Consider the following 19,107-nt stretch of genomic DNA (forward strand, 5'->3'; position numbering starts at 1 on the left):
TTGTTACTCACTTAATGTGGTTTGTAATATTAATGAACTTATTTTCCCTACATCATCTGGAAAAACAATACTGACATTTGTTTCTTTTTCAAGTAAAGCTGTTTCAAAAGGAATTTCGATCACACCAAAAAAATCATCTCTTGCAACTTGATCATAGCCTTTCCAATTATTAGGCACTTCAACCTCAGTACCATTTATACTAATTTTTGGTTTTTTAGACCTATCATGCTTACGCCCTATTCCCATTTTTAACACCGCACTGCCTTCCCCAACAGGGACATTTGTAAATGCAAAATCATTGGGAATATTAGCCTCAATATCTTTTAAATACGTGTTTGAATAAGTGTTCACTACTTTCTTTATAGATGTAAAAGATATATTGGATGCTAATTCATAAGCTAAAATCACTGTCTCATGAGGTATCAATGTTATTTCTTTAGGTGCTTCTTCTAGTTTTTCTTTAGTAAAAACAGGAGCATCGTTATCATAAATTTTCAAAGCTTTCTTGGTCACTTTTTTTACTTTTGTTCCAAGTGGCTCTAGTTGTAATGCTATCTTTTGATTTTTATCATCTATATTACTCAAAGCAACATATAAGGTCTTATTATTTAAAAATGCTTGAGTCTGAATATCTGGATTAGAGGATTCTATATCCACTCGCTTTCCTTTAACTTCTTTCCATAGATCATAAAAATGAATTCGAGCTGTAAACTTCCAATCACTTAATAATGGCTTATTAGGATTACTTGTTTTTTCAATAGTTAAGGGCCGCCATAAAACTGCTTGATACGGTTCATAATTATTTTTTTCATTTATATGCCATGTAGCTTTTCCAGTTATAAAAGGAATCGAAATAAGCATACGATCTTCGCGATCAAGCAAACTAAACAATATATGATTTATTGAACGTACGGTTTGTATACTTTTGGCATCACTATACTCGGGAGCATACCCCTCCTCAATAGCTCCATACTCCGTAATGGCATGGGGTTTTATTTTTTTCCATTTTATAAAACTATAGGCTTCAATCAAATCCAATATAGCCTCTGCATTACTACCAGATCTAATGTTATCTTGCCCCGCTACATTTATCCCATCATATAAATGTGTAGCAAAAGCATCCATATGCTCCCCTGCTGTGTCCATAAACATTTTCATGTTCTCATTCCAATGATCAAAATTATTCAACTCCATGGAAGGCCATGCCGATGAATAACCCACTACTTTTATATTCGATAAAGCAGGAGTTTTATGAAAAGCCTTTCCACATTCGGCAAACAACTGAGCCATTTGTTTTTTTATCTGCACTTGTTTTAAAGGATCCCATCCTCCTGTATAAAAATCCTTAGCATGCACAAAAGGTTCATTCATCGGTTCAAAAAAGGCCGGACGCTCATTTACATGATACATATAGTATTCAACGGCCCACTTTGCCGCTTTTTTTGTATCCATACCATTAACAAAAGCATCTCTAGGATGTGCAGTTGCTATATTTTGAATAACTTTAAATGCAGATTTTATTTTTCCTTTTTTACTAAATGGATACTTGCCAACCTGTTTTGTTTTATTTTTTGCTTCGGCAAAAGGCCCCCAAAACATCCGTCCTTTATTTACATTATATTTACTCATCAATTGATTCATATCCGAATCATCTGACGAGTTGTGTATATTAAAATAAACATCTCTATTTAAGGTAGACACATCTCCTAAAAATTTTTGACATCTAGGATTGATACGCACTTCTGTTAGTTGCGCTTTCGCAGAAGTAATAATGCTAATCACTGTAAGAATACGTAACAAATAAGTGGGTATCATAATGAAATGTTTTACTTTTTTTAAAGATACTACTATAATAAGTTAATCTTAGCTGTATTGTTTTTAATAGGCATACATATGGTTAAGTCTTATACGATTTACTAACAAAATTTCGCATATATGCTGTTTCTTTTTCACTATTCTGGCGTTAAAAAAGCAATCGTAACTAAGGCTATGCTTTTTCCTGCGAGCATCAACTGGCTCATCACTATAGTGCTGCCCTGCCTTAGACTAACAAAAAATAATTCAGCATATTTATACGAAATTATTATCAGCAAATCGTATTAATTATAAAACACTTTGGGGTATAACAAAAAAAGGAAGCATAAACAGCTTCCTTTTTTATTATCAAACTTGGTAATACCAAATTTATGCTACAAACAATGGACGTCCAGACATCATTGCATTTACTTTTTCTTTTACTTGTTTTAAAACAGCTTCATTCTCTGTATTTTCAATAACCTCATCAATTAAATCAATTACAGTTTTAAAATCAGCTTCTTTTAAACCACGAGTAGTTGCTGCTGCAACACCAATTCGAATACCCGATGTAATAAATGGTGATTTATCATCAAAGGGAACCATATTTTTATTTACAGTAATATCTGCTACTCCTAAAGCTTCTTCAGCAACTTTTCCTGAAACATTTTTACTACGTAAATCAACTAACATCATATGGTTATCCGTACCATTTGAAATTACTTTATAACCTTTAGCTACCAATGCATCTGCCGCTACTTTAGCATTTTTTTGTAATTGAATACAATATTCTTTAAACTTAGGATCTAAAGCTTCGCCAAAAGCAATTGCTTTTGCTGCAATAACATGCTCTAATGGGCCTCCTTGATTTCCTGGAAAAACGGCACTATTAAGCATAGAAGACATTTTTCTCAACTTTCCATTTTTTAATGTAATCCCTTGTGGGTTATCAAAATCCTCACCCATTAAAATAAGACCTCCACGTGGTCCTCTTAATGTTTTATGAGTAGTCGTAGTTACAATATGACAGTGTGCAATAGGGCTTTGTAATAATCCCGCCGCTATTAAACCTGCAGGGTGCGCCATATCTGCCAATAAAATAGCATTTACACTATCGGCTATTTGGCGGAAACGCTTATAATCAATTTCACGAGAGTAAGCAGATGCTCCAGCTATTATTAATTTTGGTTGTTCTTTTTCTGCTATTTCCTGGATTTTATCATAATTTAATTCTCCAGTAGCTTCTTCAACACCATAAAAACTTGGGGAATATAATTTACCCGAAAAGTTAACAGATGAACCATGTGTTAAATGTCCTCCGTGAGATAAATCAAAACCTAAAATTTTATCACCTGGCTTAATGGTTGCTGCAAAAACAGCTGTATTTGCTTGTGATCCTGAGTGAGGTTGCACATTAGCATAAGCCGCTCCAAAAAGCTCTTTTGCTCTATCAATAGCTATTTGCTCCACTATATCAACAACTTCACAACCTCCATAATATCTTTTACCAGGATATCCTTCAGCATATTTATTTGTTAATACTGAACCTTGTGCTTCCATCACCTGGTCACTTACAAAGTTTTCAGAAGCAATTAGTTCCAAACCTTTTAATTGGCGTTGATTTTCTTGCTCAATTAGGTCAAAAATTCGTTGATCGCGTTGCATTGAATGTTCTTTAAAATTGAAAGTGCAAAAATAAACATTCATTTTCAATACATCACCCTCAACAAATTAAAAAATAACTTTTTAATTGCTCAATCTTTAATTCGACCAGTTTTTATCCAAATAGCTATTCTAAAAATTGATAACCTATTTATTTAATTTACTCATTTAATAGCCTAAAACAGCTAAGATTAATAGCTGAACTTTATACTTTTTTATTTACTAAAACATTAGAGTTGTATTGGTTAAAAAAATAAGCATACTCAAAAATGAAAAAAAATTCTTACAAACAACTAAAAATCAACACATAACATTTTTATCAATAAAAAGCTTTTTCTAGCAATCTTTAAACAATAATATTCGTCTTATATTTATCACCTAATTTAAAATAATTTGATATGACCCAAATAGATCAAATTGAGTTAAATAACTTAAAACACAAAGCTGAAAATGCTTTACAAGAAAATGTAGGTTTAAAAAAGCAGCGAACTATCCTTGCAATAGTTTCAGCAATACTTCTTTTATTATTTTTAAGCTGTATTATTTATTTCTCTACAACGTCCATTACTCAAAATAATTTAGAAGAAAAAGGCTTAACGCTCATATCATCTGAAGAATACAAAACCCTGATTGATTTCAAACATGGTATTGCTGAACAAAAGCAATTGGAAGCAGAAGAAAAAGAAGAACTAGCAAATCTGGAAACTGAAGATGAACCTGAAATTACAGAAACTGCACAACCTAGTATTGATGATCAAATTATTTACGCCATACAAATAGGTGCGTTGGATGAAAAAAGTATTTCATTATACACTGACTCTTTTCCTCAATTTAGAGAATTTTATACCGATGAATTTTATAAATATACCTTAGGAGCTTTTGAGAGTTTAGAAGAAGCCCAAATTTTTAGAAAAGAGGTACTTCAAATGGGATTTGAAGATGCATTTATTGGTTCATACAAAAACGGTAAGCGTATTCGTATTGAAGAAGCTTACTAAATTAAATTCATCATTTATTTCTTGCCACTGCTTTTAGTTTTCACATAGCTAATCATTATGAATATCGTAATAAAAAGCGTTTATTTTGTGATATTCTCATTACCCTAAAGAAAAATAGTTAAAAAAAACTTAAAATAGAAAAACAAGGTAGGGTAAAAGTATAACTCACTCGTAATAAGGTTTTAACACTTTAAAACACTTTAACATGAGTACACTAAAAACATGTCTTGGAGTTGCTTTGGTGAGCACTTTTTTTGTGAGTTATCAAGTAAGCGCGCAACAAGAAAAGCCTAATGATCTGCTAGATTATTTACACACCAATCAACTATCAAATTTTAAAATTACAAAAACCGCATCTGGAATTAAAGGCACCAGAATGATGGAACAAAATATTTTTTGTAATAAAAACTTAACTGGCTTAAACGCCGAAGAATTAAAAAGAATAACTAATAAATCAAATGCATTAAAATCTACAAATACAAGTTTACCTGCCTTTAGTGAAACAGAATTAGATTTATCAAACACAAATGATGAAGCACCTGAAAAAATTAATTTAAATGTAGGAAGTTCCAACAACCAAATTAATAGATTTACCATTAATGGTATTTATGGAAAAAAATTAGACCTAAGCGAAGCTATTTCAATAGGAGATTTTGCTGAAGCACTTGACGAGGATAATGATGAGATAGATAATGCCACTCCATTACCCGAATTTCCAAGCAGTTTTTCAACAATTAGTGCTACTGGCTTTTTAGGTGATGGTAGGCATAGTACCCAAGGAACTGGCTATGGTGATTTTGATGTTTATGGCATTGACCTGAAAGCAGGTGAATCAATTAATGTTATAATTGAAGCAACCGGTGGACGTATTGACCCAGGAATTGCAACAACTGATAATTTGGGTGCACCAACTGGACAGATAGCACTAGAAAAAAATAATCCAAATTCTATAGCTATAACAGCTAGATTCACCGGTACCCATTATATTGCTGTATTTGATATTGATAATGTATTACGAGAAGTGGAAGTAGATGGTCGCTTGGGACAGGAATTTGTTTTTAGTATAGTAGATGTAGATCCAGACTTTAGATTTCCTACACCAGATAAAGCAGGTCCTTATAAATTAACTGTAACCAAAGTAGCTAAACCAGATATAGATTCCTTTGAATTACCTCTAAAAAAAGGAGATGTACTCGCTTGTTCTTTTACTAACACTGTGCTTATGGGTTTAAAATCAAAAAAAGATAACAAATTTGTATTTTTACCTCAATCACCTACACCTATTAGAAATTTCCTTCCGCAAGACACTTCTTTTCCTCTGGGGGGTACTGCCGATTTACAGTTTGTTATTCCCGAAACAGGTGATTATATTTTACAATCATTTGGTCTTGCAGATATTTATGAAGGTGAAGTTTTAGTCACTCGATCAGGTTTGGAATCTGTCCATAGAGGTAAAAAGCAAATTATTTATTTAGACTTTACTGGGTTTACAGGTTTACCTACAGATTTTCAAAATATTGATCCTGATCTAGTTTTAACACCTGAAGCAAAAAAAATATTAGAAACAGAAATTACATTTCAAGCCTTTGAAAACTATCTTGAAAATTGGGGTATAGTAAACACAAAACAAAATAGAACTGATTTGGCCAACCAAATCAAAAATGTAGTCTCCGAAAATTTTCAAGATATTATTGAATCACAAATTAATCCTAATGCCAATACCCTTATAGTTAGTGATTATGGTTCTCCCTTTCTTGGTACCGCTATCCCTAAGTTTTTGAACAAATTAAACCTTCCTTTTAGTCGAATTATAATTGGCGGAAGTACCGAAGAAGTCGGTTTTAATACTATAGGCCTAGCTCAAACTCTTGATGTTGGTAATTTTAAATTAGATGATGATGCTTTTGTGCTATTAGATGATTTGAGTAGTCAAAAAGCTAGTGATACTGATACAGGAGATGATATTAATATACTTGATAACGACGATATTGATATTCAATTCAATCAAAATGATTTACCCGATTCTAAAGAAGTTAGCTTAAATTTTATACCAATTGTTGAAAATAATATTGAAACATTCAAACAACTAATAGCCGTTGGTGTTGGTAATATTGCCGCTCACGAAATTGGACATCTTTTAGGAAATTTACATACCAATAACTCAAATGATAAACTTTCTATAATGGATGCTGGTGGAAATGGAGTAACTACAACTGTAGGTATATCTAAAAAAGGAGGCAAATTTGGTGATGAAAACACCGTGGACGTTGATTTTGTAACAGATGATTATGCACGTAACGAAGTTCCATTAGGAATAAATAACACCGTTATTAATACTGCTTTTGCACTAAGCCGAACTTTTAAAAAGCGCTATGGATATAAATCATTAGATAATTCAATTACAGAAGATATTACATCTGCCGAATTTGAATTAAAAAAACTAGAAGATCAAGTATTAGCTCAACTTAAAAATGATTTTAGTCCTTCTAAAATTAGTATTGATAATAATTTCATTTCTGCCAATAGTTCTGCAAAATTAGATCTAACATCTACTGTAAATGGTACAGCTACCGTTGATATTTATGATATTAATGGAAAAAAAATAAGTCAACTATTAAATAGCACCATTAATGAAAATGAAACCATAAACTTATCGATTGTACCGACTGAATTAAAAGCAACAACAGGTGTTTATATTTGTAAAGTTACGTTACCGAACAAAACAAAAACTATTAAACTTGTTATTGAGTAATCTTAACTATTGTTTTATTTTTAAACACATAAATTGAAAAATGAAATGATATATATATGAACTATTTTTTCATATAGCATTAGACTAAGTTTTTAAAATAATTGTACATTAAAAAACCCTAAGATTTGATTGATTTCAAATCTTAGGGTTTTATTTGTATTTAAAACTTTGAATTAAATTATCTCATCCCAAGTAAGTATTGTCCCCTTCAGAACAATCAACATCTACTGATATTTAAATGAAAATATAGTCGTACTTTCAAATTTTTCTTTTCCTTTTAAAATAGATTTAGGTCCATTAATATTGGGACCATTAGGATAACGATGGGTTTCAAAACATAATGCTTTATATTTCCCATATTGCACTCCATTTTCACGTTTCAATTCATTAGAAGTGAATTTCCCTGTATAAAACAACACTCCAGGTTCCGACGTGCTTACTTCCATTGTTAGTCCTTTTTCTGGACATGTTATGCTTGCCACGTTTTCTAAGGCAAAATTATTTTTATCAAAAATATAATAATGCTCAAAACCATCATTCATGGCTTCATGCACATTTTTTATTGTTTTTGCAGTTCGTAAATCATCAGCTGCTCCATTTAAATCAACAATAGCACCAGTACAAGCACCACCTTCGTCCATTGCTAATTTTTTACCTGCTTTTATAGTTACTTGATGCTCCTCTATTGAGGTAGCAAAACCCGATAAATTAAAATAAGTGTGATTAGTCATTGTAAATGGGGTGTCCTCATCACTTAAGGCTTCATAATCAATTTTTAATTCATTTTCTGCCGTTAAAGTAAACATAACGGAAACAGTTACATTACCAGGGAAACCTTCTTCCATATCTAAACTATCCAAACGCATTTTCACTGCTGTTCCCTCGGGTGTATTAAATGGTTGCGCTATCCACATACGCTTGTCATAACCAACATTCCCTCCGTGCAAGTTATTATCTCCACAATTCTGTGCAATACAAAAATGCTCCCCGTTTAAAAAGAATTCGGCATCTTTAATTTGAGAGCAATAACGACCAACTGTACTTCCAAAATATGGTGCATTATCTTGATAGGCATCAGAAAAATAACTTTCAAATGAGTCAAAACCACAAGTGATCTCTTCTATTTCACCCTTTAAATTAGGCACTTTAATAGATGTAATTGTGGCTCCATAATTCATTATATGAACCTCCATACCATTAACATTAGTTAGTACATATTTTTCTACTACGCTGTCTTTATAGACTCCAAAGGTTAATTGTTCAAGGCTCATAAGTATGTTAAAGTTAGGTTGCTTGTAAATTTACGCTCACTACAAGGTTGCAGTGAGCGTAAAAAATTAAAGTTTGCAATTGCAAACTTTAATTTTTTTTAATTTAAGGAATTATTTTTCAAATTCAGCAAGTTTTTTCCAATCAAATTCTACCCCAACACCAGGAGTATCTGGTGCAACTGCTCTATAGTTTTCTACAACTAAAGGACGAGTCGTATATTCATCAATTGGGAAACTATGCACCTCTAACCAACCCGAATTAGGTTGTGATGATACTAAACTTACATGCAATTCTTGCATTCCGTGCGAACATACAGGAATATTATTTTCATCAGCTAATTTAGCCGCTTTTAACCATCCTGTAACTCCACCACAATTAGAAGCATCTGGTTGTATGAATGATAATTTTGATTGTTCAAAAGCATATTCAAATTCATGAATAGTATGTAAATTCTCTCCCATAGCTAATGGAAAACCAGTTTTTTCAACTATTTCAGCATATCCTTTATAGTTATCTGGAATAATTGGTTCTTCAAACCAAGTAATATCACATTCTTTAAAACGCTCAATAGCTTCAATAGCTTTTTCAATAGACATCGAATAATTGGCATCGACCATAAAAGTAACATCTGGTCCAATAAATTCACGCACTGCTTTGATACGTTCGATATCTTCGTCTAAATTTTCACGACCTATTTTTATTTTAACAGCATTAAAGCCTCTGTCCATGTAAGATTTCATGTTTCCTAAAAGCTTTTCTAATGGGAACATTAGATCAATACCTCCACAATAGGCTTTACAAGTATTTCCTTGCCCTCCAGCTACTTTCCATAATGGCTGACCTAACTTTTTACAACGGATATCCCAAAGTGCAATGTCCACTGCCGAAATAGCAAAAGATGCAATTCCTCCACGACCTACATAATGTATGTGCCATTCTAAAAAATCATAAATACTATCAATATCAGCACCATCCTGTCCTTTTAAAGCATCGGCAAAATCGTAATCAACCATAGCTTTAATAGCACGACCACCTTTACCACCAGTATAGGTATATCCTGTTCCTTCCGATCCGTCTTCTAAAGTTACGGTTACCGTAACTAACTCAAAGTGATAATGATCTCCGTGTTTTGCATCCGAAAGCACTTCTGGAAGTGGTACTTCAAAAAGACGTGCTTTTACATTTGAAATTTTTGTACTCATAAAATTTATACTATTCTTTATATGCCGTAAAAATAATAAAACTTCCTTTTAAAAAAGGACTATTCTAAAATGAGTTTTGTATAAATAACCTTAAGAAAAAAGCAACAAACATACATACATAACTCACTGTATAATAACAGTTTTTATTAAAATTTATGCAATTATCTTTTTTCTAGATTAATACTTTATGTAAAATGTTTTCTTTTCTAAATATTGCTCAAATCCATATTTCCCATCTTCACCCCCAGAGCCACTTAATTTATAGCCATTATGAAAACCTTGATGCTGTTCTCCATGACCACGATTCACATAAATTTCACCACACTCAAGCGCATCATTACAACGCATAATAGTTTGCATATCTTTAGTAAAAATCATGGCTGTCAACCCATATTCGGAATCATTTGCGTATTCGATTACTTGGTCAAAGTCCTTGAACTTAATTACAGGTAAAATTGGTCCAAATGCTTCTCTATGCACCACTGTCATTTCCTGTGTAACATCTGTAAAAACTGTAGGCTCAAACCAAAATCCTTTTTCAAATTCAGCCCCTTCAGGTCGTTTACCTCCATGTGCTAGAGTAGCCCCTTCTTCTAAACTTACCTTTACCAAATCCTCCATATTTTTGAATTCATTCGCATTTACTTTGGGTCCCATTTGAGAAGATCTATCTAGTGGATTTCCTACTTTTAGGTGCTTTACCTTATCCATGAATTTCTCCATAAATACATCATAAATAGCTTCATGCACATACATACGCTCATTACACGTACATACTTGCCCACAGTTATCAAAACGTGATTGAAATGTAGCTTCTACAGCAATATCTAAATCAGCATCGGCAAATACAATACTTGGCGCTTTACCTCCTAGTTCCAACTGTACATGAGTTAAATTATCGGCCGCAGTTCTAAAAATAGCTTGTCCTGCAGGTGTACTCCCTGTCATGGTCACCATTTTAGTAATTGGGTTTTTTACCAATGCATTCCCAAGTACCCTACCCGTTCCTGTTACTATATTTAAAAGTCCTTTAGGTATTCCTACTTTTTCGGCCATAAAACCTAGCTCCAAAGTAGCCAAAGGAGTTTCCTCCGTAGGTTTAATTACTACGGCATTTCCAGCTACCAAAGCCGGTCCTAATTTTCTTCCTGCCAAAGCAAGTGGAAAATTCCAAGCTGTAATTGCTACCACTACTCCCCTAGGGATTTTATGAATATAAATATGTTCATCCTCATTATCCGAAGGTAAAATATCACCTTCAATGTGACGTGCCCAATCACAGGCGTAATCAATAAAGGAAGCACATGCTTCTACCTCATTCTCGGCAACAGAAATAAGTTTCCCTTGTTCTTTAGTTAATAACTCAGATAAATAAGGTTTATTCGCTCTAATTTCAACAGCTAACTTCCTTAATAACTCTGCTCTTTTTCTTGCTGGAACTTTTTTCCATTCTTTCTGAGCTTTTTCTGCTGCTTTTAAAGCAATTTCCGCATCAGCTTCCCCTCCCATTTCTATAGTGGCCACAACACTTTCGTCAATAGGACTAATAATTTCTAGTGTTTCTCCAGTAGTTGATTTTACCCACGCTCCATCAATAAATAATTGATATTGTTTTAATGACATAATATGCTTTTTGATACGTTTAATTTTTTTGTTGAGGAACTATATCTTTTAAAAATAAAGTTAGAAAATTACATTTCCCACAACCTGCTCCCAATATAATAAACTAGAGTTATATACTACAAAATAAAACCTGTAAGATTAATTATCTTACAGGTTTTATTATATCAATTTTGATTATTTAAATCAAAAAATTAAAATGACTGGCTTAGTACTTTACGTAGAAAGTTTTCTTTTCTAAATACTGCTCAAATCCATATTTTCCATCTTCACCACCAGAACCACTTAATTTGTATCCGTTATGGAAACCTTGGTGCTGCTCTCCGTGACCTCTATTTACATAGATTTCACCACACTCAAGCTCGTCATTACAACGTAAAATTGTAGCCATATCTTTTGTAAATACCATTGCCGCTAAACCATACTCACAGTCATTAGCATAACCAATAACTTGGTCAAAGTCTGTAAATTTGATCACTGGCAAAATAGGTCCGAAAGATTCTTCGTGAACAATAGTCATATCCTGAGTTACATCAGTTAAAACTGTTGGCTCAAACCAGTGTCCTTTTTCAAATTCTGCTCCTTCAGGTCGTTTACCTCCATGTGCTAAAGTAGCTCCTTCTTCTAAACTTACTTTTACTAAATGCTCCATGTTTTTCAACTCGTTTGCATTTACTTTAGGTCCCATTTGAGTATCTCTGTTTAATGGATTACCTACTTTAAAGCTTTTTACTTTCTCCATGAATTTCTCCATAAATACATCGTAAATATCTTCATGCACATACATACGCTCATTACAAGTACAAACTTGTCCACAATTATCAAAACGTGAATTGAACGTGGCATCAACAGCAACATCAATATCAGCATCAGCAAACACAATACTTGGTGCTTTTCCACCTAACTCTAACTGAACGTGAGTTAAGTTTTTTGCAGCAGCTTTAAAAATAGATTGCCCAGCAGGTGTACTACCTGTCATGGTCACCATTTTAGTAATTGGGTTTTCAACTAAAGCATTACCTAATACTCTACCAGAACCTGTAACAACGTTTAATAAACCTTTAGGAAGCCCTACTTTTTCAGCAAGGAAACCTAACTCTAATGTTGCCAAAGGAGTTTCTTGAGTTGGCTTAATAACCACTGCGTTACCTGCTACTAAAGCTGGCCCTAATTTTCTTCCTGCCAAAGCAAGTGGGAAATTCCAAGCTGTAATAGCAACCACTACACCTCTAGGAATTTTATGAATATAAATATGCTCATTTTCATTATCCGAAGGTAAAATATCACCCTCAATATGACGTGCCCAGTCACATGCATATTCAATAAAAGTAGCGGTAACTTCAACTTCGATTTCTGCTAAAGAGATGATTTTACCTTGCTCTCTAGTTAATAAATCAGCTAAATAGGCTTTGTTTGCTCTAATTTCAGCAGCAAACTTACGCATTAATTCAGCACGTTTTCTTGCTGGAACTTTTTTCCACTCTTTTTGTGCTTTTTCTGCTGCTTCTAATGCAATATTTGCATCTTCTTCAACTCCCATCGCCACTTCTCCAACAACACTTTCGTCAATAGGACTTGTAATTTCGGCAGTTTTACCAGTAGTAGAATCTACCCATTCACCACCTATAAATAATTGATATTTTTTTGCTGACATACAATAAAATTTAATACGTTATAAAAAGTTATTTTGGGTTATCTCCCCATCCATCCACCGTCTACTAATGTAATAGAACCATGCATGTAATCTGATGCTTTTGAACATAAGAATACAATTGGTCCAGCAAAGTCAGTTGGCTCTCCCCAACGACCTGCAGGAATACGTGCTAAAATAGAATCGGCACGCTCTGGGTTATTACGTAAAGCTTCTGTATTATCGGTAGCAATGTAACCTGGAGCAATTCCATTAACATTTACTCCTTTACCAGCCCACTCATTAGCAAAAGCCATGATCATTTGACCAATTGCTCCTTTACTTGCAGCATAACCTGGTACAGTAATACCTCCTTGGTATGTTAATAATGATGCTGTAAATACAATTTTACCTGAACCACGCGCGATCATGTCTTTACCTAACTCACGTGTTAAAATAAATTGTGCATTCTGGTTTACTTCAATTACTTTATCCCACATTTCATCTGGATGTTCTGCAGCAGGAGTTCTTAAAATAGTCCCGGCATTATTAACCAAAATATCAATTTGAGAATGATCTGCTTTAACTGCTTTAATAAAAGCATAAAGTGCTTTTCTATCTGAAAAATCACACTGATAAGCAGTAAATTTTCTACCTAATGCAGTTACTTCTTTTTCAATCTCGCTACCGGTTAACTCTAATGAAGCTGAAACACCAATGATATCAGCACCTGCTTCTGCTAAAGCGATGGCCATTCCTTTTCCAATTCCTCGTTTACATCCAGTAACAACTGCTACTTTTCCTTGTAAACTAAAGCTATTTAATATACTCATTACAATTTAGTTTAACATTTACAGCACTCTTATTTACTGTAAACTTGCTTATTTTAGTTTGTTTGTTTAACCCAAATTATGCATTAAAAAATCTATTCCGTATCAAAATCTCTGCAAAATCAAAGGCTTTGTTGCTTTTTTTGATTTAACCATATCGGTGCTATGCTGAAAATCAAGAAAATGCTCCACTGCATCAGCTGGCTCTTTCATAACAAGCCAAACCTTTGGCTTGTTATTTCAGCTCTAATAAGCTTTCAATACTGATAACGAAGTTCTAATCCATAATGCGGGTAATCTATTAAGAAACAAAAAGTATCAACATTTGATATTGATACTTTTGCTTATTATTTTTATGCTTGACAGTCCATTAAAACTTTCATCCCGTCAGGGTTATTATCTATATTTTCAAATACTTGTTGAATATTTGATAAAGGCTGTACATCCGTAATCATTTCTTCGAATGGTAATTCATTAGCCGTGATTAATGAAATTGCTTTTTCATAATCTTCTCTTTCATATACTCTGGCTCCAATTAATTTTAATTCTTTCCAGAAGAATTTAAATAAATCAACAGGTTTCTTTTCTCCATGTATCGCAACCATAAGGATACGTCCTCTAATACCTGCAACCTCAGTCATAATATCCAAAGCTGGTTGTACACCGGCTACTTCAAAAACAACATCTGCTAAACGTCCTTCTGTTTGTTCTTTTACGTAAGAAACTAAATCTACTTTAATTGGATTAACAGCATCAAAACCTAACTCTTTAGCCTTAGCAATACGATTTTCATTTACTTCAGAAATAATCACATTTGCTCCGGCATCCTTAGCTACCATTGCCACTAACAAACCGATTGGTCCACCACCTAAAACCACAGCAGTTTCACCTCTTGTTAGTTCACTTAAACGCACATCATGCGCTGCTACCGATAACGGCTCAATAAGAGCTGCTAATTTTAAATCTGTTTCCTCTTTTAATTTATGTAATGTAAAAGCTGGAACATTCCAATATTGTTGCATTGAACCTGGACTATCAATTCCAATGAATTTCAAATCCTCACATACATGATTGAAACCTTTATCTGAAGCTTTTGCTCCTCTATCATCCAATGGACGAACAACTACTTTTTCTCCTTCTGCATATCCTGTAACACCCTCTCCAATAGCATCAATTGTACCAGACATTTCGTGTCCAATAGTTAATGGAGCGTCCACACGCTTATCCATCATACCATGATAAATATGTACATCAGTACCACAAACACCACTATAAGCTACTTTTATACGAACTTCACCCGCTTTTGGAGCTTCAACTTCCTTTTCTATTATAGAGAATGTTTTATTCCCTTCGTAAATACTTGCTTTCATTAATTATATAATTACCTAAATTTAGTCTTTCGCTATTTTTTATAAAACTTTATCAATAATATGTGTAAATCTATATTTCAAAAACAGACTATACATTTGATTTTAAAATAATTTAAACGATCTATTATTACATCGTTATCCTAATTTTTCAATAGGTATAAAAACTATTTTAATATACTTTCAAAAATAAAACACCATCAAAACCATGTTTAAAAACACTAGTCCCCTAAAAGGAGACTAAAAGTATTATTTTTTTTCCATTTTTATATGTTAATTTTCAGACACTTCTCATTGCTTTAAAACCTCGCAACAATCTGTTTACCAAATAAAAAACATCTCAAATACTATTAAAATGTAAAAAAAAAGAAATAGCTCATTTTTGAAGCCTTAAAAGTATGAAAAAATACATTGATATATCCACCTCTAATAAGGTTAATTTAATCCATCTATTTCTTATCAAATTACAACCCCATAGATCATAGGATTTACTATAAATTCATTAATACTAAATACAAGTATTGACCTCTTTTACATTGAACTTTATTAAAAGAAATTTCAACTACTAAAATCCACTTAATAAACTTAGTCTATACGAACTATCTTAGCACCTATAGCTTTTAAACGACCATCAATATCTTCATAACCTCGATCAATTTGTTCAATATTATGAATAGTTGATGTTCCTTTTGCACTTAAAGCGGCTATTAACAATGATATTCCAGCTCTAATATCTGGTGAAGTCATCGTAGTTGCTTTTAACGAAGATTTAAAATCATGCCCCATTACATTAGCCCTATGTGGATCACATAAAATAATTTTAGCTCCCATATCGATCAATTTGTCCACAAAAAACAAACGACTCTCAAACATTTTTTGATGTATTAGCACTTCTCCTTTTGCTTGAGTGGCTACTACGAGAATAATACTCAACAAATCTGGGGTAAACCCTGGCCAAGGGGCATCACTAATAGTCATAAATGAACCATCAATAAACGTGTCTATTTGATATCCATCTGTATGTGCCGGGATATACATATCATCCCCTTTTTTCTCAATAGTTATTCCTAATTTTCGGAATGTACTGGGTATTTGACCCAAATTTTCCCAGCTTACATTTTTTATGGTAAGCTCACTTTTGGTCATAGCTGCCAAACCTACCCATGATCCAATTTCAATCATGTCTGGCAAAATACGATGATTACAACCTCCTAAAGAAGCGACACCTTCTATAGTTAATAAGTTAGAACCTATTCCCTGTACATTAGCTCCCATTGCCACCATCATTTTACACAACTGTTGTAAATAAGGTTCGCAAGCAGCATTATATATAGTAGTTGTACCTTTTGCTAACACAGCTGCCATAACAATATTAGCTGTACCTGTAACCGAAGCTTCATCCAATAACATATCCGCTCCAACTAATCCATTTGGAGCCTCAACACCATAAAAACGTTCAGATTTATTGAATTTAAATTCAGCACCCAGGTTAATAAAACCTGTAAAATGTGTATCCAAACGACGACGACCAATTTTATCACCGCCTGGTGTTGGAATATAGCCTTTTCCAAAACGAGCTAATAACGGACCAACAATCATTATAGACCCTCGAATACCACTCCCCTCTTTTTTAAATTGATCACTTTCTAAATATCCTAAATTTAGATCATCACTTTGGAATGAATATTTACCTTTTCCTAACTTTTGGATTTTAACACCCAAATTTTCTAAAATGGCAATCAGTTTATTAACATCTCTAATATCAGGAATATTTTCAATAATCACTTTTTCAGGAGTTAATAATACGGCACACAAAATTTGTAATGCTTCATTTTTTGCTCCTTGTGGCGTTATTTCACCTTTAAGTGAATGTCCACCTTCAATTTGAAATGTTCCCATGTATATAGTTAGTTGTTAATTTGTCTTTTAGTTACGTCTCTTTTTATAATTATTATTGTTGTTCGAACGGTATTTTTTTCCATTATTACTACCGCTGTTGTTGTTATTGTTATAACGTTTTTTTGTCTTCATTAAACTTGATGCGTTTGACAAGTCTTCATTGCTATTTTGCAAGTCAATTTTACCATCACTCAACTCAAACAAATGTCTAAAAATCAATTCGTCTTCAACGGTATCTTTATTCCAATTTAAAAAACATTTTTTCATATGATTTGCAATCGTAAAAATCAATGCTTCTTTTAAATCTCCATCTTCCCAGCTATTAGCTACATTAATCATTCTAATAATATTGTTTCCATAAAAACGATATTTAGGATGATTTTGAGGGTATTCTAAAGGCTCTGGTCGTTGTAATAATTCTTCTTGAGTTAAAATAGGAAAGGGTGCATCTACATCCAATCTAAATTTACTAATAATAAACAATTGATCCCATAGCTTGTGCTGAAAATCGGCAACATCGCGTAAATGAGGTTGCATATTCCCCATTACTCCTATGATTGCCTTAGCCACCTTATTGCGTTCTTCCCTATCCTCTATAGCAATAGCATGATCGATCATTTTTTGAATATGACGTCCATACTCGAGAATAACGAGCTGTTCACGCTCGGTGTTGTACTCTAAATTTTGTGTATGCATATACTTTTTGTGAAGTGAGTAATGCTTGCTTGTAGAAGAAACTATATCAAGCATCTCTATTTTCATTGTGCAAATTAGTGAAAAAAAACAGGAATTACACTAATCTATTTAAAAATGATTCGAATAGATTTTCAATTAATTTTTCCTATCTACACCAACTTCTTTATAGTTTGTTGTTTTTGTTTTCCCAAAACCAACTATAACGAAATCACTCCTACTATTTTTTCAGCGACCTCCTTATATTTTGCTATAACAGCATCAGGATTTTTTAGCTTTAATTTAATGGAGTAACTCTCGTATTTCCCTGACTTGGATTTTTTTGAAGTAATCACCGCTCCTTGATTATCAAAAATAGCCAGCAATGTTTTTGACTGATCGGGTTGAGCAGGTACAATAAATTTATACAAATAAACATTAGGCCATAAACTAGTCTGTATTAATTGATCTTTTAGCTTAGCATAAAATTCATCTGGATTAGTTTCCTTACTCATAGTATAAAATTGGGATTATGTTTGATGTGTTCAAACTTAGCGAAGACAAAAGTAAAATTCAGAACTATGAAATCATAATTCTGAATTATTTATTTTAACCCCTATTGGGTATTAGAAATTATAACGAAGGTTTAATCTATTTTTCTACTCCTATTTTTCTTCAAATAGGAACAGAAAAAACAAATTCAATTACCTATTTATCAATAGAACCTAAAACGCGTTTCATAAAGCTATTTAATGCTTCTTTTTGCGAAGCTCCTTCATTTATTAGCTTTTTAACCTCGAGTGCTCCATACATATTCGAGATTAGTTCTCCGATAACATCTAATTCTTCATCCTTTAAAGAAGCTACTTCTGTTAATCCTTCTAAAGTTTCAATGGTTTCAATCACAAAATCTTCATCATTCTCCTCAATAAAAGAAGTAAGGTGTTTAATTATTGGTAGCTTCATCAACTAATTCTTTTAAAGATTCAAATTTATTTGTTTGTACTTGATTTAAAAATTCTCCCTTTTTAAATGCAGCAAAAGTTGGTAGGTTATCTACATTTGCTAATTTTCTAGATTCTGGAAATTTTTCTGCATCAACAATCACAAAAGGAATCTCCCCATTTTCAGTTGACAATTTTTTAAACTTAGGCTTCATAATACGACAGTTACCACACCATGTTGCCGAGTATTGCACCAAAACCGTATCATTATCAGCTACAATTTGCCCTAAACTATCTGTATCTAATTCTTGTAACATATATTTATTTTTTTTGAATAATCAATTAATACCATTTCATTTACTAATGGCTTTAAAGATTTTTTTGTCCTTTTTTCAAAACCAAAACAATCTTTTTAGTTTCTCGTCTCGAAACGAATCGAGACGAGATATTTAGTTTAAGCCTTTA

Annotated in this window: 15 protein-coding genes; 2 read left to right on the forward strand and 13 right to left on the reverse strand. The window is 32.8% G+C overall.

The annotated features are described in order from the left end of the window. Positions 1-3: 3 nt before the first annotated feature. Together KQA_RS0203925 and glyA are read right to left on the reverse strand one after the other, a co-directional pair. Complete coding sequence (locus KQA_RS0203925; RefSeq protein WP_010178319.1) at positions 4-1,815, reverse strand: hypothetical protein; 1,812 nt, start codon at positions 1,813-1,815, stop codon at positions 4-6. Between the two features lie 369 nt (positions 1,816-2,184). Beyond that, a complete protein-coding gene (gene glyA / locus KQA_RS0203930; RefSeq protein WP_010178320.1) occupies positions 2,185-3,459 on the reverse strand; it encodes a serine hydroxymethyltransferase in 1,275 nt (424 codons plus the stop codon). Positions 3,460-3,854: 395 nt separating this feature from the next. Between glyA and KQA_RS0203935 the strand changes: the two genes are divergently transcribed. Then, positions 3,855-4,454: a hypothetical protein gene (locus tag KQA_RS0203935; protein ID WP_010178321.1), complete on the forward strand. Its 600-nt coding sequence runs from the start codon at positions 3,855-3,857 to the stop codon at positions 4,452-4,454. A 205-nt stretch (positions 4,455-4,659) separates the two neighbouring features. Further along, positions 4,660-7,206, forward strand: a complete 2,547-nt coding sequence (locus KQA_RS0203940) for a T9SS type A sorting domain-containing protein (RefSeq protein WP_010178323.1) — start codon at positions 4,660-4,662, stop codon at positions 7,204-7,206. Between the two features lie 224 nt (positions 7,207-7,430). Here KQA_RS0203940 and KQA_RS0203945 read toward each other — a convergent pair whose 3' ends face one another. The 11 genes from KQA_RS0203945 to KQA_RS0204000 form a co-directional block, all read right to left on the reverse strand. Continuing rightward, the gene (locus KQA_RS0203945; protein ID WP_010178325.1) at positions 7,431-8,477 is read right to left on the reverse strand and encodes an aldose epimerase family protein; all 1,047 of its coding nucleotides are present in this window, start codon (positions 8,475-8,477) and stop codon (positions 7,431-7,433) included. A gap of 111 nt (positions 8,478-8,588) precedes the next feature. After that, the gene (locus KQA_RS0203950; RefSeq protein WP_010178327.1) at positions 8,589-9,680 is read right to left on the reverse strand and encodes a mandelate racemase/muconate lactonizing enzyme family protein; all 1,092 of its coding nucleotides are present in this window, start codon (positions 9,678-9,680) and stop codon (positions 8,589-8,591) included. Positions 9,681-9,857: 177 nt separating this feature from the next. Then, entirely contained in the window at positions 9,858-11,303 is a 1,446-nt protein-coding gene (gene aldA, locus KQA_RS0203955) for an aldehyde dehydrogenase (protein WP_010178329.1), read from the reverse strand. A 205-nt stretch (positions 11,304-11,508) separates the two neighbouring features. Continuing rightward, positions 11,509-12,954, reverse strand: a complete 1,446-nt coding sequence (gene aldA / locus KQA_RS0203960) for an aldehyde dehydrogenase (RefSeq protein ID WP_010178330.1) — start codon at positions 12,952-12,954, stop codon at positions 11,509-11,511. 38 nt (positions 12,955-12,992) lie between these two features. Next, positions 12,993-13,757 carry an SDR family NAD(P)-dependent oxidoreductase gene (locus KQA_RS0203965; RefSeq protein ID WP_198283106.1) on the reverse strand — a complete coding sequence of 255 codons (765 nt, stop codon included), beginning with the start codon at positions 13,755-13,757 and terminating at the stop codon, positions 12,993-12,995. A 356-nt stretch (positions 13,758-14,113) separates the two neighbouring features. Then, positions 14,114-15,130, reverse strand: coding sequence for a zinc-dependent alcohol dehydrogenase (locus KQA_RS0203975; protein WP_010178332.1), 1,017 nt, complete (start codon positions 15,128-15,130; stop codon positions 14,114-14,116). 582 nt (positions 15,131-15,712) lie between these two features. Next, entirely contained in the window at positions 15,713-17,026 is a 1,314-nt protein-coding gene (murA, locus tag KQA_RS0203980; RefSeq protein ID WP_010178333.1) for a UDP-N-acetylglucosamine 1-carboxyvinyltransferase, read from the reverse strand. Between the two features lie 27 nt (positions 17,027-17,053). After that, positions 17,054-17,722 (reverse strand): DUF4290 domain-containing protein, encoded by a 669-nt coding sequence (locus KQA_RS0203985; protein WP_010178334.1) that lies wholly within the window; start codon positions 17,720-17,722, stop codon positions 17,054-17,056. Between the two features lie 197 nt (positions 17,723-17,919). After that, positions 17,920-18,213, reverse strand: coding sequence for a DUF493 family protein (locus KQA_RS0203990; protein ID WP_010178335.1), 294 nt, complete (start codon positions 18,211-18,213; stop codon positions 17,920-17,922). A gap of 193 nt (positions 18,214-18,406) precedes the next feature. Beyond that, entirely contained in the window at positions 18,407-18,664 is a 258-nt protein-coding gene (locus tag KQA_RS0203995) for a DUF6952 family protein (protein WP_010178337.1), read from the reverse strand. Next, positions 18,645-18,959: a thioredoxin family protein gene (locus KQA_RS0204000; protein WP_010178339.1), complete on the reverse strand. Its 315-nt coding sequence runs from the start codon at positions 18,957-18,959 to the stop codon at positions 18,645-18,647. Before KQA_RS0204000 ends, KQA_RS0203995 begins: the two co-directional genes overlap by 20 nt. Between the last annotated feature and the right edge of the window lie 148 nt (positions 18,960-19,107).

Origin of the sequence: Aquimarina agarilytica ZC1, assembly GCF_000255455.1 — a bacterium.
GTDB lineage: Bacteria > Bacteroidota > Bacteroidia > Flavobacteriales > Flavobacteriaceae > Aquimarina > Aquimarina agarilytica.